The organism is Variovorax sp. 278MFTsu5.1, assembly GCF_048305045.1.
GTDB classification, from domain to species: Bacteria; Pseudomonadota; Gammaproteobacteria; order Burkholderiales; family Burkholderiaceae_C; genus Variovorax; species Variovorax guangxiensis.
The window spans coordinates 6299410-6318262 of record NZ_CP157622.1; the positions used below are offsets into that span (position 1 = coordinate 6299410).

An 18853-nucleotide genomic window follows, 5' to 3' on the forward strand; every position below is an offset into this window, starting at 1 on the left:
CTAGAGGACTTTGGTTGAAGAGAAAAACAAAAACAAGAACGAAAGCGACTGATCAGTGGTGATCGTGGGCCTGGCCGATGTAGACCAGCGCCAGCATCATGAACACGAAGGCCTGCAACGTGATGATCAGGATGTGGAAGATGGCCCAGGCCGTGCCCGCGATGATGTGGCCGATGGCCAGGCCGATGCCGGTGGCCGAGAGCGACCAGGCACCGCCCATCAGGGCGATCAGCAGGAAGATCAGTTCGCCGGCGTACATGTTGCCGAACAGACGCATGCCGTGCGAGACCGTCTTGGCGACGAACTCGATCAGCTGCATGGCGAAGTTGAAGGGGTACAGCGCCCAGTGGTTGCCGAAAGGTGCGGTGAACAGCTCGTGCACCCAGCCGCCCAGGCCCTTGATCTTGACGTTGTAGTAGAGGCAGACCAGCAGCACGGCGACCGACATGCCCATCGTCACCGAGAGGTCGGCGGTGGGCACGACGCGCAGATAGGCGTGATGCGGATCTTCACCGGCGAGGTGGAAGATCTTGGCCCAGATCGCCGGGAACAAATCGACCGGGAACAGGTCCATTGCGTTCAGCAGGAAGATCCAAACGAAGATCGTGAGCGCCAGCGGGGCCACGAACTTGCGGCTGGTGGCGTTGTGGACGATGCCCTTGGCCTGCTGGTCGACCATTTCGACGAGCAGTTCGACAGCCGCTTGAAAACGGCCGGGAACACCCGAAGTGGCCTTGCGGGCAGCCAGCCAGAGCAGCCAGCAACCCAGGATACCGAGCGTGATCGAGAAGAAGAGAGAGTCGAAGTTGAAAACCGAGAAGTCGGCCACACCTCCGGGCTTGGAGCTTTGCAGGTGCGTCAAGTGGTGAATGATGTATTCACCAGCGGTCTGACCATGTTCCGCAGCGTTTTCAGCAGCCATTCGGTTACTCGTCTCTCAGTTTCCGGCGCCGGGGCGAGAACATCACCGCCAACCAGGCCGCCTTCATTGTCACCACCAGGCCGACCAGCATTGCTGGCCAGCTCAGCGCCGTAATCAGCCTTGGCGCAGCAATCAGCATTGCCACGGACAAGGCCATCTTGACCATTTCCCACAGGAAGAACCCGAACACCGCAGTGCCCGGATTCAGGGAGGAAAACCGGCCGGTCAGCCCGCGCGCGAAGACCGCCGATGGAACAACCACCGCGATCGCGCCATATGCGGCGGACCAGCCCAGATTTTGCCTCCCCGTCAGCCCCCAGGCGGCCAGAGCCACCACCAGACCGACAACCAACTGACCCGCGATCACCCGCCACGGGGAAATCGATGGGTTCTTTGCACGCAGTTCACGCGCCTCATCGGCGGTCAACGGCTTGAATTCTGTATCAAGGCCTTCAGTGGCCTCCGAGTCACGACGGGCGATTGTTTTCATTTCGAATGAAGCCCGGATGACGACCCAGAATTTCTACAAAGCCATTGATTATAAGTAAAAACCCAGCCTGTCCCGCCACCCGCGCTGTCGCGCACGCAAAACGGCGCCGCATTCCCTGACGGGAGCCCGACGTGGCGCGCGCAACCATAATTCCGGCATGCACCCTATCACCGACGCCCTGCCCGCCACGCTTTGTTACCTCGATGGCGAATACACCGCGCTGCGCGACGCGAAGATCAGCGTCCTCGATCGCGGCTTCATTTTCGGCGACGGTGTGTACGAATACGTCCCCGTCTACTTCGGCCAGCCCTTCTGCTTCGAGGAGCACATGGCCCGCCTCGACCGCTCGCTTGCCGAGCTGCAGATCGAGAACCCGCTCTCCCTCGCGCAGTGGCGCGAGATCGTGATGCGCCTCGTAGCGCCCGCAGGCGACGCACCGCAGTCGGTGTACTTCCAGGTGACACGTGGCGTAGCCCCGCGCGACCACGCAATGGTGCGCGGCCTGCGCCCTACCGTGTTCGTGATGGTGAACCCGCTGCCACCCATTTCCGACGCGATCCGCGCCAAGGGCGTGGCCTGCGTCACCGCGGCCGACTTCCGCTGGCAGAAGGCGCACATCAAGAGCACCAGCCTGCTGGGTGCCGTGCTCGCTCGGCAGATCAGCGTGGAGGCCGGCGCGGCCGAGACCATCATGTTCCGCGACGACTGGCTCAGCGAGGCCTCGTCGAGCAACGTGTGGATCGTGAAGGACGGCAAGCTGATGGGCCCACCAAAGAACAACCTCGTGCTCACCGGCATCCGCTACGGTCTCTTCGAGCGCATGAGCAAGACGCTCGGCATTCCCTTCGAACTGCGACCCATCTCGCGCGAAGAAGTGTTCGCCGCCGACGAAGTGATCATCTCCTCGGCCAGCAAGGAACTGCTGCCGGTCGCCACGCTCGATGGCAAGCCTATTGGCAATGGCCGCCCCGGCCCCATCTACGAGAGCTTGTACAAGGCCTACCAGGAGGCCAAGGTACACAACGCTCGGAAGCAGCAAGAGCAGAAACACGGAGCCCCGGCATGACCGACAGCAACACCCCCGCCACCGAAACCACCTCGATCCCCGATCCACGCAAGGAATCGCTGATCGAGTACCCCTCGCAGTTTCCGATCAAGGTGATGGGCGCCAAGGTCGATGGCTTCGTGCACGCCGTCACGCAGATCGCCGAGCGCTTCGACCCGACCTTCGACGCCACCACCGTCGAGTTGCGCGACAGCAAGGCCGGCAACTACCTCGGCGTGACCATCACCGTCACGGCCACCAGCCGCGAGCAGCTCGACGACCTGTATCGCGCGCTGTCCTCGCACCCGATGGTCAAGGTCGTGCTCTGATGCCCGGACTCTCGGCGCGGCAGGCCCTGCGATGACCGACACCGCCGCCGCAATCGCCGCCGCCATCGAGCTGCGCCCGCTAGGCCGCGTCGACTACGCCGACACCTTCGCTGCGATGAAGCAGTTCACGCTCGAGCGCACGCCCGACACGCCCGATGCGCTATGGATTTGCGAGCACGACCCGGTCTTCACGCAGGGCATCGCGGGCAGGCAGGACCACATCCTAAACCCCGGTGCGATTCCGGTCGTGCAGACCGACCGTGGCGGCCAGGTCACCTTCCACGGCCCCGGCCAAGTGGTGGCCTACCCGCTGATCGACCTGCGCCGCGCGGGCTACTTCGTCAAGGAGTACGTCTACCGCATCGAGGAATCCGTGCTGCGCACGCTGGCCCACTTCGGCGTCACGGGCCACCGCGTGGCGGGCGCTCCAGGCATCTACGTGCGCCTGGACGACCCGTTCTCGCACGCGGCACTGACCGGCCCCATGCCCGCGGCCGACCCGTTCCGCGGTCTCGGCAAGATCGCCGCGCTGGGCATCAAGGTGAGCCGCCACGCCACCTATCACGGCGTGGCGCTCAACGTGCGGATGGACCTCGAACCCTTCTCGCGCATCAACCCTTGCGGCTACGCGGGGCTGCAGACGGTCGATCTTTCTACAATCGGCATCCAAACCACATGGGAAGAAGCCGCCACGGTGTTGGGCCAGAAGCTCTGCACCTTCCTGGCGCCTTGACACACCAATGAGCACCACCGAAGTCGTCCCCGCACCCGTAGTGAGAGAGGCCCAGAGCGCCGAAACCTACAACCCCCTGGCCAAGCAGAAGGCGGCGGCCAAGCTGTCGCGCATTCCCGTCAAGGTGGTGCAAAGCGGCGAAGTGCTCAAGAAGCCCGACTGGATCCGCGTCAAGGCCGGCAGCCCCACCACGCGCTTCTACGAGATCAAGCAGATCCTGCGCGAGAGCAACCTGCACACCGTCTGCGAAGAGGCCTCCTGCCCCAACATCGGCGAATGCTTCGGCAAGGGCACGGCCACCTTCATGATCATGGGCGACAAGTGCACGCGCCGCTGCCCGTTCTGCGACGTGGGCCACGGCCGCCCCGACCCGCTCGACAAGGACGAGCCGATCAATCTCGCGAAGACCATCGCCAAGCTACGCCTGAAGTACGTGGTCATCACCAGCGTGGACCGCGACGACCTGCGCGACGGCGGCAGCCAGCACTTCGTGGATTGCATCCGCAACATCCGCGAGCTCTCGCCCACGACGCAGATCGAGATCCTCGTGCCCGACTTCCGCGGCCGCGACGACCGCGCCCTCGAGATCCTCAAGGCCGCGCCGCCGGACGTGATGAACCACAACCTGGAAACCGCGCCGCGCCTCTACAAGGAAGCGCGCCCCGGCAGCGACTACCAGTTCAGCCTGAACCTGCTGAAGAAGTTCAAGGCGCTGCATCCCAACGTGCCGACCAAGAGCGGCATCATGGTCGGCCTCGGCGAGACCGACGAAGAGATCCTGCAGGTCATGCGCGACATGCGCGCCCACAACATCGACATGCTGACCATCGGCCAGTACCTGTCCCCGTCGGGCTCGCACCTGCCGGTGCGCCGCTACGTGCATCCCGACACTTTCAGGATGTTCGAGGAAGAGGCCTACAAGATGGGCTTCAGCCATGCAGCGGTGGGTGCGATGGTGCGTTCGAGCTATCACGCCGACCAGCAGGCGCACGCCGCAGGCGTCTGAACTGGGCCCACCGGCTCAGGGCAGATCCAGCCTGTACCCCACCCCATAGATCGACCGTATCAGCTCCTGCCCCTCGCCCACCGCATCGAGCTTGCGGCGCAGGTTCTTGATGTGGCTGTCGACCGCGCGATCGGTCACGGCGCGCTGGTCGGCGTGCACGTGGTCGAGCAGCTTGTCGCGCGAGAGCACGCGGCCGCGCGCGTCGGCCAGGGCCTTCAGCAGGCGGAACTCGATGGGTGTGAGCCCCAGCGGGTTGCCGTGCAGCGAGGCCTTGTAGGCCTGCTCGTCTATCTGCAGTGGCGACGAGGCCCCGCGCGCGGCGTAGCCGCTTCGCCGCAACAGCGCCTTCACGCGCGCCACCACTTCGCGCGGGCTGAAGGGGGTCTTGCAGATGTAGTCGTCGGCGCCGAGTTCCAGGCCCATCAGGCGGTCGGCCTCCTCGACGCGCGCCGTGAGCATGATGACGGGCACATCGCTGAACAGCCGCAGCTCGCGGCACACGCTCATGCCGTCCTGGCCGGGCAGCATGACGTCGAGCAGCACCAGGTCGGGCCGGCGTGCCTTCACCGCCGGCACCGCTTCCAGCCCGTTGGCGAGCCATTGCGAGCTGTAGCCCGAGGCCTGCAGGTAGTCGGCGAGCAGGGCCGCCATGCGCGGCTCGTCCTCGACGATCAGGATGTGCGCGGGGGCGGCCGCGCCGGGAGTGTCGTTCATCTTCCTCGTTCTCCTCTCCTCAAACCTTCGGCAGGCGGATCGCGATCCACACGCCGCCCAGTGGCGAGGCCTTGGCCTCGATGGTGCCGCCGTGCGCCTCCACGATGCTGCGGCAGATGGCCAGGCCCAGCCCCGCGCCGCCGCTGGCGCGGTTGCGCGAGCCTTCTCCGCGGAAGAAGCGTTCGAACAGGCGCGGCAGCAGCGCGGCGTCGATGCCCGGTGCCGAATCCATGAAGTCGATGGCTACCTCGCTTCCTTCTTCCCGTGCCTCGATGCGCAGCACGCCGCCCGCGTCGGTGTAGCGGCAGCTGTTGAGCACGAGGTTGCTGAAGAGCTGGTGCATGCGCCGCTCGTCGGCGAACACCGAAAGCGGTTGCGCCGGCAGCGCCAGATCCAGCCGCAGGCCCGCCGAGGCGAGCCGCTCGCGGAACGCGTCCACGCACGGCTCCAGCAGCTCGCGCACGTCGGCGTCGGCCTTGCGGTACGCGAGTGCGCCCACGTCGGCCATCGACAGGTCGTAGAGGTCGGTCACGAGCTGGTTGAGCATGCCGACCTCGTGCTGCAGCGACCGCACGGCCTGCGCGTCGAGGCGGCGCACGCCGTCTTCCATGGCCTCCAGCTCGCCGTGCAGCACGCCCAGCGGCGTGCGCAGCTCGTGCGACACGTCGGCCATGAATTCGCGGCGCATCTGTTCGTTGCGCTGCAGCGTGTTGGCCAGCGAGTTGAAGTCGCGCGCGAGCTGTCCCACTTCGTCCTGCGAGGCCACGGCCACGCGGCTCGCGTAGTCGCCCGCCGCCAGCCGGTGCGTGGCCGCCGCCACGCGCTTGACGGGCGCCAGCAGCACCCGCGCGATCCACCACGCGATGCCCGCGGCCAGCAGCACGCAGAGGCTGCCGATGACCCAGCTCGCGCGCAGCTGGTTCTGCTGGAAGCGCTGGTCGCCGGCCTCGCTCACGCTCTGGAAGGGCATCATCGCGACCCAGCCCACGGTCTTGCCGTCGACCACCACGGCGCGCTCGACGGCACCTTTGCCCACTTCCCTGAAGCCGATGATGACGCGCCTGTCGGTGTCGAGCAGCGAAATGCGCAGCACGGCGCCCGTCAGGTCCGACACCAGCGCCGGCGAGCGCCCCGGCTCGAAGTGATCGCCCAGCACGGAAGGCGCGGGCCGCATGATCTCGAACCAGGGGCGAGGGTTGTCGCGCAGGAAGTCCCAGTTGCCGTGCTCGCGGTAGGCAGCCACTGCATTGGGCACCACCGCGTCGAGCCGCTCCACGCCCTGCTCGTTGAGGTAGCCGACGAAGCCGCGCTCGAAGTTCCAGCGCGAGGCCGCGCCCATCGCGACCACTGCCAGCACGGCGGTGGCCAGCACGGCAAGAAAGAGCTTGGTGGTGATGCCGATCTTCTTCATGAAGGCCCACAAGATAAGCCAGATGCCGTCCGCGCGGTGCACTGCGCGCCCATGGCCGCGCAGGCCCCGGGGACCTTCAAATTGGCTCCACATTCGCTGAAGACCATGGGTTCCAACCTGATTGGAACCCCTCTGAACATGTCTTCCCGCTTCATCCGCACCGGCCTCGCGTGCGCCCTGGCCGCTGGCCTGCTGGGCGCCATCGCGGGATGCTCCGGCTCATCCGCTTCTTCATCGTCCGCCCCGCCCCAGGGCGCCCCCGCCGCTCAGGTGAGCGTGGTGACGGTGCAGCCCCAGAACCAGCCCGTGACCACCGAACTGTCTGGCCGCACCCGCGCCCGGCTGAGCGCGGAGATCCGCCCGCAGGTCGGCGGCATCGTGCAGCAGCGCCTCTTCGAAGAAGGCGCGCTGGTCAAGGCCGGGCAGGTGCTCTACCAGCTCGACCCCGCCACCTACAAGGCCGCCTACGCGAGCGCGCAGGCCAGCGTCGCGAAGGCTGAAGCGACGGTCAACGCCGCGAAGGTCACGGCGCGCCGCAACGCCGAGCTCGCGAAGATCGAGGCCGTCAGCCAGCAGACCAGCGAGGACAGCCAGGCCACGCTGCAGCAGGCCGAGGCCGACCTTGGCGTGGCCCGCGCGGCGCTCGACACGGCGCGCATCAACCTCGGCTTCACGCGCATCACCGCGCCCATCGCCGGGCGCATCGAGGCCTCCACGGTCACGCCGGGCGCACTGGTCACGGCCAGCCAGACCACGGCGCTGACCACGGTGCAGCAGCTCGATCCGATCCACGTCGACGTGACGCAATCGACCACCGAGCTGCTGCGGCTGCAGCGCGAACTCGCGGCCGGCACGCTCAAGAGCGGCGGCGAGAAAGGCGAAAGAGGCGAAGCCTCGGTGAAGCTGCTGCTGGAAGACGGCACCGCCTACGCCCATGCCGGACGGCTGCAGTTCTCCAGCGTCACGGTGAGCGAAAGCACCGGCGCGGTCACGCTGCGCATCCTGGTGCCCAACCCCGAACGCACGCTGCTGCCCGGCATGTACGTGCGCGCGGTGCTCGAAGAGGGCGTGGCCGAGCAGGCGCTGCTGGTGCCGCAGCAGGGCGTGACGCGCACCGCCATCGGCGATGCCTCGGCACTGGTGGTCACGGCCGACAACAAGGTCGAGAAGCGCGCGCTGAAAGTATCGCGCGCGGTCGGCAACCGCTGGCAGGTGACCGAGGGCCTGAAGGCGGGCGAGCGCGTGATCGTCGAGGGCTCGCTCAGGGTGAAGCCCGGCGACACGGTGAAGCCCGTCGCGGCCGATGCCACAACGGTGGCGGCCGCTGCAGCAGCCCCTGCGGCGCACTGAGGAGGCCCGCGCATGGCACGCTTCTTCATAGACCGGCCCATCTTCGCGTGGGTCATCGCCATCGTCATCATGCTGGCCGGGGCGATGTCCATCGGCACGCTGTCGCTGGAGCAGTACCCCGACATCGCGCCCACCAAGGTCAGCATCAACGCGACCTACACGGGCGCGTCGGCCAAGACGATCGAAGACTCGGTCACGCAGGTGATCGAGCAGAAGATGAAGGGCCTCGACCGGCTGGTGTCGATGTCGTCGAGCAGCACCTCGTCGGGCACGGCGCGCATCGAGCTCACCTTCGAGGCCGGCACCAACGCCGACGTGGCGCAGATGCAGGTGCAGAACAAGCTGCAGCAAGCCGAGTCGCAGCTGCCGCAGTCGGTACAGAGCCAGGGCGTGACGGTCACCAAGTCGGGCACCGACTTCCTGATGATCGTCTCGGTGGTCTCCGAGGACGGCAGCGCCTCGGCCACCGACATCGGCGACTACATCTCCAGCAGCCTGCTCGACGTGGTCAGCCGCATCGACGGCGTGGGCGACGTGCAGGCGCTGGGCTCGGGCTACGCCATGCGCATCTGGCTCGACCCGGCCAAGCTGCAGAAGTATTCGCTGATGCCCTCGGACGTGACGAGCGCGCTTACCAGCCAGAACACCGAGGTGTCGGCCGGCCAGCTCGGCGCGCTGCCGGCGGCCTCGGGCCAGCGGCTCACGGCGACGATCACCGCGCGCAGCAAGCTGCGCACCGCCGCGCAGTTCCGCGAGGTGATCGTCAAGTCCGACTCCAGCGGCGCCATCGTGCGGCTGGGCGACGTGGCGCGCGTCGAGCTCGGCAGCGAGAGCTACACCATCGCCAGCCGCTTCGACGGCAAGCCCTCGGCCGCCATGGGCGTGAAGCTGGCCACCGGCGCCAACGCGCTCACGGTGTCGAACGCGGTGAAGGCCAAGCTCGCGGAGCTGGGGCCCTTCTTCCCCAACCAGATGAAGGCCGTGGTGGGCTACGACACCACGCCCTTCGTGCGCATCTCCATCGAGGAGGTGGCCAAGACGCTGGTGGAGGCGATGGTGCTGGTCGTGCTGATCATGTACCTCTTCCTGCAGAACCTGCGCGCCACGCTGGTGCCCGCCATCGCGGTGCCGGTGGTGCTGCTGGGCACCTTCGGAGTGCTGGCGCTGATGGGCTACTCGATCAACACGCTCACCATGTTCGGCATGGTGCTGGCTATCGGCCTCTTGGTGGACGACGCCATCGTGGTGGTTGAGAACGTCGAGCGGCTGATGACCGAGGAAGGGCTCTCGCCGAAGGAGGCCACGCGCAAGTCGATGCGCGAGATCACCGGCGCGCTGGTGGGCATCGCGCTGGTGCTGTCGGCGGTGTTCATCCCGATGGCCTTCTTCGGCGGCTCGACGGGCGTGATCTACCGGCAGTTCTCGGTGACCATCGTGGCGTCGATGCTGCTGTCGGTGCTGGTGGCGCTCACGCTGTCGCCGGCGCTGTGCGCCACGCTGCTCAAGCCGGTGGAGGCCGGCCATCACCAGGAAAAGCGCGGCTTCTTCGGCTGGTTCAACCGCAACTTCGAGCGCAACGCCGACCGCTACCGCTCGGGCGTGGGCGGCCTGCTGCATCGCGGCAAGCGCAGCCTGCTGGTGTATGCGCTGCTGGTGGCCGTGCTGGGCGTGGTCTTCATGCGCCTGCCCACATCCTTCCTGCCTGATGAAGACCAGGGCACGCTGATGGCGCAGGTGAAGCTGCCCGCCAGCGCCACCGACGAGCAGCTGCAGCAGACCATGAAGAGATTCGAGGCCTACCTGGGCTCGCAGAAGGAAGTGGCGCACTTCATCACGCTCACCGGCCTGAGCGGCGACCAAGCCACGGGCAACGCCTTCATCACGCTGAAGGACTGGAGCGAGCGCGGCGGCAAGGCGCAGGACGCCGCATCGCTGGCGCGCCGCTTCACCATGGACATGGCCGCTCGCACCAGCAACGCCAACGTGTTCGTGATGCTGCCGCCGGCCGTGCGCGGCCTGGGCTCCAATGCCGGCTTCGACGTGCAGCTGCAGGACCTGGGCGGCATCGGCCACGAGGCGCTGGTGCAGGCGCGCGAGCAGTTCCTCTCGCTGGCGCGCAAGAGCCCGGCGCTGAGCCAGGTGCGCAGCAACAACCTGGACGACACTCCGCAGTTCGCCATCGACATCGACGACCGCAAGGCCGCGGCGCTGAGCCTGTCGACCTCGGACATCAACGACACGCTTTCCAGCGCGATGGGCGGCAGCTACGTGAACGACTTCATCAACAACGGCCGTGTGAAAAAGGTCTACGTGCAGGCCGACGCGCCCTTCCGCATGCAGCCCGACAGCATCGACAGCTGGTACGTGCGCAACGGCAACAGCGAGATGGTGCCCTTCTCGGCCTTCGCCAGCAGCCGCTGGACCTATGGCTCGCCGCAGCTGTCGCGCTACAACGGCATGTCGTCCTTCGAACTCATCGGCGACCCGGCCGCGGGCGTGAGCTCGGGCACGGCGATGAACGCGGTGGAAGGCATCATGAAGCAGCTGCCGCAGGGCATCGGCTACGAGTGGGCGGGCAGTTCCTACCAGGAGCGCCTGTCCGGCTCGCAGGCGCCGCTGCTTTACGCGGTGTCGATCCTGTTCGTGTTCCTGTGCCTGGCTGCCCTCTACGAGAGCTGGTCGGTGCCGTTCTCGGTGATGCTGGTGGTGCCGCTGGGCGTGCTGGGCGCGGTGCTGGCGACCAGGCTGGCGGGGCTGTCGAACGACGTGTACTTCCAGGTGGGGCTGCTCACCACAGTGGGACTGGCGGCGAAGAACGCGATCCTGATCGTGGAGTTCGCCAAGCAGCTGCAGGACGAGGGCATGGCGCTGGTCGAGGCCACGCTGCAGGCGGTGCGCCTGCGGCTGCGGCCCATTCTGATGACCTCGCTGGCCTTCATGTTCGGCGTGCTGCCGCTGGCGCTGAGCACAGGCGCCGGCTCGGGCAGCCGCCGCGCCATCGGCGTGGGCGTGCTCGGCGGCGTGGCGACGGCCACCGCGCTGGGCATCTTCTTCGTGCCGCTGTTCTTCGTCGTGATCAGGCGCTTCTTCGCGCCCAAGAAAAAACCCGAAGCGGCACCCACGCTGACCGCGCAGCCCGAGGCATGAAAGCCATGAACTCCCTTCGTTCCAGACTCTCTTCGTTGGCCATCGCCGCGCTGCTGGCCGGCTGCGTCAATCTCGCGCCCACCTACTCGCGGCCCGAGGCGCCCATTCCCTCGGAGTGGCCGGCCGCCGGAGCGAAGGCGGACGACGCATCCGTTTCCGCCGGCACCGGCTGGCAGGGCTTCATCACCGACGAGCGCCTGCGCCGCACCATCGAGCTCGCGCTGGCCAACAACCGCGACCTGCGCGTGGCGCTGCAGAACATCGAGAAGGCGCGCGCGCAGTACGGCGTGCAGCGCGCAGAGCTGTTCCCCAGCGTCGCGGCCACCGCGGGCGGCACACGCCAGCGCACCTCGGCGTCCACGAGCAGCAGCGGTGAATCGTCCGTCGGCAGCACCTACACCGCCGCGCAGGGCTTCAGCAGCTACGAGCTCGACCTGTTCGGCCGCGTGCGCAACCTCAACGAGGCCGCGCTGCAGAGCTACCTGTCGACCGAGGCCACGACCCGCAGTACGCGCATCAGCCTCGTGGCCGAGGTCGCCTCGGCCTGGCTCACGCTGGCCGCCGACAACGAGCGGCTGAAGCTCGCGCAGAGCACGCTCGCGAGCCAGCAGCGCTCCTATGAGCTCACCAGCCGCATGAAGGCGCTGGGCGCCAGCACCGCGCTGGCGCTGGCCCAGTCGCAGACCACGGTGGATTCGGCGCGCGTGGACGTGGCCAGCTACACCGCGCAGGTGGCACAGGACCGCAATGCGCTCGACCTGCTGGCCGGCGCCACCGTGCCCGACGAGCTGCTGCCGCCCGCCGGCATGGCCACGGCCAGCGCGCTGGTCGACGTGCCCGCCGGCCTGCCATCGACGCTGCTGCAGCAGCGCCCCGACGTGCTGGCCGCCGAGCACACGCTGCAGGGCTCGAACGCCGACATCGGCGCGGCGCGCGCGGCCTTCTTCCCGACGATTTCGCTCACGGCAAGCGCGGGCTCGTCGAGCACGGCGCTATCGGGCCTCTTCAAGGGCGGCAACAGCACCTGGAGCTTCGCGCCCTCGATCAGCCTGCCGATCTTCAACGCCGGCAGCAACCGTGCCAGCCTAGATTCGGCCAAGGCGCAGCGCGAGATCGACCTCGCGACCTACGAGAAGACCGTGCAGACCGCGTTCAAGGAAGTGGCCGACGCGCTGGCCGTGCGCGGCTCGCTGGGCGAGCAACTGGCGGCACAACAGTCGCTGGTGGATGCGACGCAGAAGAGCCTCACGCTGTCGCAGGCGCTCTATCGCAACGGCAGCTACAGCTACCTGGAGGTGCTGGACGCGCAGCGCTCGCTGTACACCGCGCAGCAGACGCTCATCACGCTGCGCCTGTCGGAGCAGAGCAACCGCATCACGCTCTACAAGGTGATGGGCGGCGGAGATAACGCTTCCGCGGGCTGATCAGCCGCGCGTGGCGTTCTCCTTCATCTTCGCCAGCGCTATGGCGATGGCTGCGCCGCCCAGCGTCTTGATGAGCCCGGAGTGCTGCGCGTAGAACCTGCTTACCTCGTCGATCACGCCGGCGTGCTGCTGCTCGGCATGCGCGGCGATCTCGGTCACCTGCGCGGGCGAGAGCTGCGAGGCCTGGTCGGGCGTGATCTGCGTCTGGCCGGGCTGCAGCATGCGTCCGAGCACGCCGCCGGCCAGCGCCGAGGCGGCAGCGGGCCCGAGCGTGGCCAGTATCTGGTTGAGCACGCCGGCCTGCTGCGAGGGCGACGACTGTCCGAAGAGCTGGCCCACGGTGTCGCCGAAAGGCGGCGTCTGGTCCGAGCGCATCGCGGCCGCGAGCCCCGCGCCCAGCTCGCCGGCGGAGGCGTGCTGCGCGACCTGGTCGAGGTGGGCTTCGGCATCGTTGTTGCCGATGGCCTGCTGGAGGATGTCGAGTAAGCCCATGGAAAACTCCTTGATGAAGGGATCCGGCTGCCTCAGCGGCTCACGAGGTGCCAGGCCCCGAGCAGCACCGCCGCACCCACCACCGAGGCGATGAAGCCTGCGCCCGCGCCCGCCGCATACCAACCCATGGCCTGCCCGGCATAGGTCGCGACCAGCGAGCCGGCGATGCCGAGCACCGCAGTGAGGATGAACCCCATCGAGTTGTTGCCCGGCAGCACGGCGCGGGCCAGGAGCCCGGCGATGAAGCCGATCAGAATCGTCCAGATGATGTGCACGGAAAACCCCCTGTCGTTGGTGACAACAAGCGCCGCCGCGTGGCGTGCAGCGCCTGGGGATCGTGTTCCCGCCTTCCTGAGCGCCAACTGACGGCGCGCCGTCCTGCGACCGCCCGGTCGCCAAGGCGCTGGCAGGAGGCGGGAGCATTTCGCTATCCTGCCGTTTGGCCAAGAGTCCGGCCAAGAAGAAGGAAGACGACTTTGCAAACTCACCCCGCCGTCCAAGCCGCCATGGAACGCAGTTTCGGCGCCATTGCCGATCTGGTCCGCCTCCACGCGCAACACACGCCCGACCATGCCGCCCTGTCGGACGCAATCCGCACGCTGGACTACCGCGCCCTCGACGCGCTGATGGACCGCGTCGCGGCCAGCCTGCAGCGCGACGGGCTCAAGGCCGGCGACGCCATCGCCATCTGCGCCTCGTCGTCTGTGAACTATGCTGCCGTGTTCCTGGGCGCGCTGCGCGCGGGCGTCGCGGTGGCACCGCTGGCGCCCGGCTCCACGCCCGCCAGCCTGGCGCGCATGATCGAGGACGCCGACGCGCGCATCCTGTTCAGCGACGCATCGGCCGCCGAGGTCATCGGCCCCGCGAAGGAAGGGGGCATTCCGCGCGTGGCGCTCGACGGCTCGCAGATCGGGCGCGGCATCGAGGAATGGCTGGCGCCTGCCGGCGCGCGGCCCGAGGCGGTCGACGTGCAGCCGGGCTGGGCCTTCAACATCATCTATTCGTCGGGCACCACGGGCGAACCCAAGGGCATCGTGCAGGGCCACGGCATGCGCTGGGCGCACGTGCAGCGCGGCGCGAAGTACGAGTACGGGCCCGACACGGTCACGCTGCTTTCGACGCCGCTCTACTCCAACACCACGCTGGTGGTGTTCTTCCCCACGCTGGCCTTCGGCGGCTGCGTGGTGCTGATGCCCAAGTTCGACGCGCTGGGCTACCTGCAGCTCGCGCAGCAGCGCCGCGTGACGCACACCATGCTCGTGCCGGTGCAGTACCAGCGGCTGATGGCGCATCCGCGCTTCGACGAGCACGACCTGTCTTCCTACCGGCACAAGTTCAGCACCAGCGCACCCTTCGGCGCCGCGCTGAAGGCCGACGTGCTCAAGCGCTGGTCCGGCGGGCTGGTGGAGTTCTACGGCATGACCGAGGGCGGCGGCACCTGCATCCTGGAAGCGCACCTGAATCCGACCAAGCTGCACACGGTGGGCCGGCCCGCCGAGGGCAGCGACATCCGCCTGATCGACGAGGAAGGCAACGAGCTTCCGAGCGGCAACACCGAGGTGGCCGGCGAGGTGGTGGGCCACTCGGCCGGCATGATGACCGGCTACCACCGCCAGCCCGCGAAGACGCGCGAGGCCGAGTGGTTCGACGCCACCGGCAAGCGCTTCATCCGCACCGGCGACGTGGGCCGCTTCGACGCCGACGGCTTCCTCACGCTGTTCGACCGCAAGAAGGACATGATCATCAGCGGCGGATTCAACATCTACCCGAGCGACCTGGAGGCCGTGCTGCGCGGCCATGCGGCGGTGGCCGACGTGGCGGTGGTGGGCGTGCCCTCCGAGCAATGGGGCGAGACGCCTGCCGCCTTCGTGGTTCGCCGCGAGGGCGACGCCACCAGCGAGGACGAACTGCTGCAGTGGACCAACGCCCAGCTCGGCAAGACACAACGCCTGGCGCGCCTGGCCTTCATCGACGAGCTGCCGCGCAGCGCGATCGGCAAGGTGCTCAAGCGCGAGCTGCGTGAGCTCGCCGGCCGTTGACAGCGCCGGGACAGGCGCGCCGTGACACGAAGACAGGGCAAGATCGCGGCGCATGAAATCCCTGCGTGGTCAACTGATCTTCTTCTGGATGCTGCTGTTCGCCATGTGCGCCGCGCTGGCGGTGGTGATGCTCACGCTCTACCGCAGCAGCGCGGGCGTGCAGGTGTCGGCAGCGCGCGCCGCCACCGAGCAGTCCTGCCGGGCGATCGCGGCGCGCTATGCCAAGTCGGCCACGCCGTCGTCCTCCTCGCTTGCCCCTGCCCGGCCGCAGGTCGACCTGCTGCAGGTGCTGCTGCAGCTGGTGCTGATCGAGGCGCCGCATGTCGAGGGAGGCGTGTGGCAGGCCGGCGGCGGCCACCTGGCTTATGCCTACCCCACCTATGAAGGCGGCGGCGTCAAGCGCGACGTGCCCGCGGCCGAGCAGCCGCTGATCGCCGAGGTGGCGCAGCTGGCCGCCCGCACGCAGCAGCTGCAGACCGACGTGGTGCGCGGCAGCCGCGAGGCGCTGATCGTCGCGGCCTGCCCGCTGGCGGCGCCGGGCAACGACCTCGCAGCCTGGACCATGACCCGCACCACCGGCGGCGCGCTGGCCGCGCAGGACAGCCTGCGCACCGGCCTTGGTGTGCTGCTGTTGCTGGTGCTGGCTTCGGGCCTGTGGCTGGGCTTCATCCTGCTGCGCGGGTTGCGCCACGTGCAGCGGCTGGAAGACCGGCTGGCCCGCAGCGATGCCGACGGCGGCGCCATGCCCGAGCTGCCCCGCACCGGCGTGCGCGAGCTCGACCGCATCGTCGACGGCTTCAATCACTACCGTGTGCGTTTCGAGGAAGCACGCGCGCGCCTTCGCGAAGCGGCCCAGCAGCGCAGCCGCGACCAGCGCCTGGCCGCGCTGGGCCGCATGACCGGGGGCATCGCGCATGAGATCCGCAACCCCATCGCCACCATGCGGCTGAAGGCCGAGAACGCGCTGGCCGCCACGCCCGGGAAGCAGGGCGACGCGCTGCGCGTGATCGTCGGACAGATCGACCGGCTCGACGGCCTGGTGCAGAGCCTGCTGGCGCTGGTGCAGCCGGTGACGCTGGCGCCGGTGCAGGTCGACCTGCATCGCTGGCTCGAGGAGCGCATCGCGAGCGTGAGCGGCAGGGCCGGCGCGGCGGACGTACGCCTGGTGCTGCAGCACGACGAGCCGCCGCAGGCCGTGTTCGACCCCGTGCATCTGGCGCGCGCTGTCGACAACCTGCTCGACAACGCGGTGCGCCATGCGCCGCGCGGCGGGCAGGTCACGCTCTCGGCCTCGGCGAACGAGGCGCGCGCGCTCTTCATCCGGGTGGACGACGACGGCGGCGGCGTGCCCGAAGCCTTGCAGGCCAGCCTCTTCGAGCCCTTCGCCACGGGCCGCGCCGATGGCACCGGCCTGGGCCTCGCCCTGGCGCGCGAAGTGGCGCTGGCACACGGCGGCGACCTGCGCCATGCGGCGCTCGAACCCGGCACGCGATTCGAACTGGAGCTTCCATGGCGCGCTTCCTGATCGTCGACGACGACGACGCTTTCCGCGACACGCTGGCCGAGACGCTGCAGGGCCTGGGCCACGAGGCGCAGAACGTCGCGAGCGGCACCGAGGCACTCGATGCGATGGCGCGCACGCGCTTCGACGCCGTGTTCCTCGACCACCGCATGCCCGACATGGACGGCCTGCAGACGCTGGAGGCGATGCACGCCCGGCTCGCGCGCGTGCCGCCGGTGATCGTGCTCACCGCCTTCGCGAGCGCGGGCAACACCATCGAGGCGATGCGGCTCGGCGCCTTCGACCACATCACCAAGCCGATCAGCCGCGAGGCCGTGCGCGAGGTGCTCGGGCGGGTGCTGCAACAGCAGCAGCAACAAGGCGTGGTGGCGGCGACCGCCGTGGCGGAAGACGACGACGGCGACCTCGTCGGCCTGAGCCAGGCGATGCGCGAGGTGCAGAAGCGCATCGGCCTCGCATCGGCCAGCCAGGCGCCCGTGCTCGTGCTGGGCGAGACGGGCACCGGCAAGGAAATGGTGGCGCGCGCGCTGCACCGGTATTCGTCGCGCGCGGACAAGCCCTTCGTGGCGGTCAACTGCGCGGCCATTCCGAAGGAGCTGCTCGAAAGCGAGCTCTTCGGCCATGTGCGCGGCGCGTTCACGGGTGCGACCGGCGAGCGCGCGGGATGCTTTCGCGCGGCCGACGGCGGCGTGCTGCTGCTCGACGAGATCGGCGACATGGCGCTTTCGGTGCAGGCGAAGATCCTGCGCGTGCTGCAGGAAGGCGAGGTCACGCCGCTGGGCAGCCACAAGCCGGTGAAGGTCGACGTGCGCATCGTCGCAGCCACCCACCGCGACCTGGCTGCGGCGGTCGGCGAGGGACGCTTTCGCGAAGACCTGATGTACCGGCTCGACGTGCTGTCGATACGCCTGCCGCCGCTGCGCGAGAGGCTGGCCGACGTGATCCCGCTGGCCGAGCACTTCCTGCGGCGCGCGGCACTGCCCGATGCGCCCAAGGCGCTTTCCGCGGAGGCCGCGCAGTTGCTGCTGAGCCGGCCCTGGCCCGGCAACGTGCGGGAGCTGCGCAACGTGATGGAGCGCTGCCAGGCGCTGGTGCGGCATCGCGTGATCGGCAGCGCCGACCTGGGGCTGGCGATGGGCGAGGCGCGGCCCGCGCAATCGGCACCGTCCGTCGGGATGCTGCCGGCCGAGTGGCTGGAGGGAGACCTGCCCGGCGCGGTGGAACGGCTCGAACGGCTGCTCATCGAGCACGCGCTCGCGCAGGCGCAGGGCAACCGCACCGAGGCCGCGCGGCGGCTGGGCATTCACCGCCAGCTGCTGTACCGGAAGCTGGCGCAGTACGGCATCGAGTAGATGGGGTGTCCGCAAAGCGGACGCCCTCTGTCTCCGTATAGGACGACTGCCGCCGTTCGGCGCGCGCAAGTCGTTGATTTCAAAGGAAATGCGGGCTGGCACGTTGTGTGAGATGTCCATGGGGCATTCATCCACAAGGAGTCACCATGACACATCGCATCGCGTCCATCGCCACCGCCGTCTGCCTGCTCGGGGGCAGCACCGCTTTCACTCCGGCCTTCGCCCATCTTCCGCCGCCGCCGCCACCCGTCGCTGTGGCTGCGGCACCGGAGGCGGACACCGTCGCCTCCGGCCGCGTGCAGCAATGGCTGCTCAACCCGAACGGCGAGGCCGACGGCCTGCTGCTGGCTGACGGAACGCAGGTCGCGTTCCCGCCGCACCTTTCGGCCGCGGTGATGCAGGCGCTCAGGCCCGGCGACACCGTGCAGGTCCGCGGCTGGCGCGCGCCGCAGGTGCCGGTGGTGCGCATGCAGTCGCTCAGCGCCAACGGCCGCAGCGTGATCGACGAGCCGCCTGTTCCCGGCATGTTCCCGCCGCGGCGCGCCCACGATCCGGCCGCGCTGAGCGCCATGACGGCGGACGGGCGCATCGAGCGCCTTCTGTACAACGACCTCGGCGACGTGCACGGCGCGCTGCTGGCCGACAGGACCATCGTGCGCTTCCCGCCGCACATCGGCGCCATGTACGGCGCGCAGCTGCAGCCCGGCGCGCAGCTTTACGCGCGCGGCTGGGGCACGCGCGGTGCGCAGGGCACGGCGCTGGAGGCCACGAGCATGGGCCCGACAGCGTCCACGGCGCGCGAAGTGTTCGAGGGCCCGCACCGGGGGCCCGGACGTGGCCCGGTGGCGCCGCGTCCGCCGGTGCCGGCGTTCTGATC

The 18853-nt window shown here is 68.6% G+C and carries 17 protein-coding genes; 11 read left to right on the forward strand and 6 right to left on the reverse strand.

The window, feature by feature from the left end; all coding sequences use genetic code 11:
• Window positions 1–52: 52 nt before the first annotated feature.
• The gene (gene atpB / locus ABL844_RS29320) at window positions 53–922 is read right to left on the reverse strand and encodes a F0F1 ATP synthase subunit A (protein ID WP_019657642.1); all 870 of its coding nucleotides are present in this window, start codon (window positions 920–922) and stop codon (window positions 53–55) included.
• Window positions 923–926: 4 nt separating this feature from the next.
• Window positions 927–1412 carry an ATP synthase subunit I gene (locus tag ABL844_RS29325; RefSeq protein WP_126025134.1) on the reverse strand — a complete coding sequence of 162 codons (486 nt, stop codon included), beginning with the start codon at window positions 1410–1412 and terminating at the stop codon, window positions 927–929.
• Window positions 1413–1569: 157 nt separating this feature from the next.
• Here ABL844_RS29325 and ABL844_RS29330 point away from each other — a divergent pair, with 157 nt between their 5' ends.
• The 4 genes from ABL844_RS29330 to lipA are packed head-to-tail and all read left to right on the forward strand — an operon-like array spanning window position 1570 to window position 4525.
• Window positions 1570–2478, forward strand: coding sequence for a D-amino acid aminotransferase (locus ABL844_RS29330; protein ID WP_418118188.1), 909 nt, complete (start codon window positions 1570–1572; stop codon window positions 2476–2478).
• The gene (locus ABL844_RS29335; protein WP_019657645.1) at window positions 2475–2786 is read left to right on the forward strand and encodes a YbeD family protein; all 312 of its coding nucleotides are present in this window, start codon (window positions 2475–2477) and stop codon (window positions 2784–2786) included. Before ABL844_RS29330 ends, ABL844_RS29335 begins: the two co-directional genes overlap by 4 nt.
• Before the next feature lie 31 nt (window positions 2787–2817).
• On the forward strand, window positions 2818–3519 hold the full coding sequence (gene lipB / locus ABL844_RS29340) for a lipoyl(octanoyl) transferase LipB (protein WP_418129833.1): 702 nt from the start codon (window positions 2818–2820) through the stop codon (window positions 3517–3519).
• Between the two features lie 7 nt (window positions 3520–3526).
• Window positions 3527–4525, forward strand: a complete 999-nt coding sequence (lipA, locus tag ABL844_RS29345; RefSeq protein ID WP_418129834.1) for a lipoyl synthase — start codon at window positions 3527–3529, stop codon at window positions 4523–4525.
• A 15-nt stretch (window positions 4526–4540) separates the two neighbouring features.
• Here the strand turns inward: lipA and ABL844_RS29350 are convergent, their stop codons facing one another.
• Together ABL844_RS29350 and baeS are read right to left on the reverse strand one after the other, a co-directional pair.
• The gene (locus ABL844_RS29350) at window positions 4541–5239 is read right to left on the reverse strand and encodes a response regulator (protein ID WP_418118196.1); all 699 of its coding nucleotides are present in this window, start codon (window positions 5237–5239) and stop codon (window positions 4541–4543) included.
• A gap of 19 nt (window positions 5240–5258) precedes the next feature.
• Window positions 5259–6650: a sensor histidine kinase efflux regulator BaeS gene (gene baeS, locus ABL844_RS29355; RefSeq protein WP_418129835.1), complete on the reverse strand. Its 1392-nt coding sequence runs from the start codon at window positions 6648–6650 to the stop codon at window positions 5259–5261.
• Window positions 6651–6788: 138 nt separating this feature from the next.
• Here baeS and ABL844_RS29360 point away from each other — a divergent pair, with 138 nt between their 5' ends.
• The 3 genes from ABL844_RS29360 to ABL844_RS29370 are packed head-to-tail and all read left to right on the forward strand — an operon-like array spanning window position 6789 to window position 12571.
• Entirely contained in the window at window positions 6789–8000 is a 1212-nt protein-coding gene (locus ABL844_RS29360) for an efflux RND transporter periplasmic adaptor subunit (RefSeq protein ID WP_418129836.1), read from the forward strand.
• A 12-nt stretch (window positions 8001–8012) separates the two neighbouring features.
• Window positions 8013–11147 carry an efflux RND transporter permease subunit gene (locus ABL844_RS29365; RefSeq protein ID WP_418129837.1) on the forward strand — a complete coding sequence of 1045 codons (3135 nt, stop codon included), beginning with the start codon at window positions 8013–8015 and terminating at the stop codon, window positions 11145–11147.
• 5 nt (window positions 11148–11152) lie between these two features.
• Window positions 11153–12571: an efflux transporter outer membrane subunit gene (locus ABL844_RS29370; RefSeq protein ID WP_418129838.1), complete on the forward strand. Its 1419-nt coding sequence runs from the start codon at window positions 11153–11155 to the stop codon at window positions 12569–12571.
• Here ABL844_RS29370 and ABL844_RS29375 read toward each other — a convergent pair whose 3' ends face one another.
• Both ABL844_RS29375 and ABL844_RS29380 read right to left on the reverse strand, forming a co-directional pair.
• Window positions 12572–13063 carry a hypothetical protein gene (locus ABL844_RS29375; RefSeq protein ID WP_369660575.1) on the reverse strand — a complete coding sequence of 164 codons (492 nt, stop codon included), beginning with the start codon at window positions 13061–13063 and terminating at the stop codon, window positions 12572–12574.
• Between the two features lie 32 nt (window positions 13064–13095).
• A complete protein-coding gene (locus ABL844_RS29380) occupies window positions 13096–13338 on the reverse strand; it encodes a GlsB/YeaQ/YmgE family stress response membrane protein (RefSeq protein WP_126025380.1) in 243 nt (80 codons plus the stop codon).
• Between the two features lie 231 nt (window positions 13339–13569).
• On the opposite strand from ABL844_RS29380, the gene ABL844_RS29385 reads away from it, so the two are divergent.
• From ABL844_RS29385 to ABL844_RS29400, 4 genes are all read left to right on the forward strand, one after another.
• Window positions 13570–15102, forward strand: a complete 1533-nt coding sequence (locus tag ABL844_RS29385) for a class I adenylate-forming enzyme family protein (protein ID WP_418129839.1) — start codon at window positions 13570–13572, stop codon at window positions 15100–15102.
• Between the two features lie 52 nt (window positions 15103–15154).
• Window positions 15155–16627 (forward strand): sensor histidine kinase, encoded by a 1473-nt coding sequence (locus tag ABL844_RS29390; RefSeq protein ID WP_418129840.1) that lies wholly within the window; start codon window positions 15155–15157, stop codon window positions 16625–16627.
• Entirely contained in the window at window positions 16612–17976 is a 1365-nt protein-coding gene (locus tag ABL844_RS29395) for a sigma-54-dependent transcriptional regulator (protein ID WP_418129841.1), read from the forward strand. Before ABL844_RS29390 ends, ABL844_RS29395 begins: the two co-directional genes overlap by 16 nt.
• Before the next feature lie 146 nt (window positions 17977–18122).
• Window positions 18123–18851: a hypothetical protein gene (locus ABL844_RS29400; protein WP_418129842.1), complete on the forward strand. Its 729-nt coding sequence runs from the start codon at window positions 18123–18125 to the stop codon at window positions 18849–18851.
• Window positions 18852–18853: the final 2 nt, after the last annotated feature.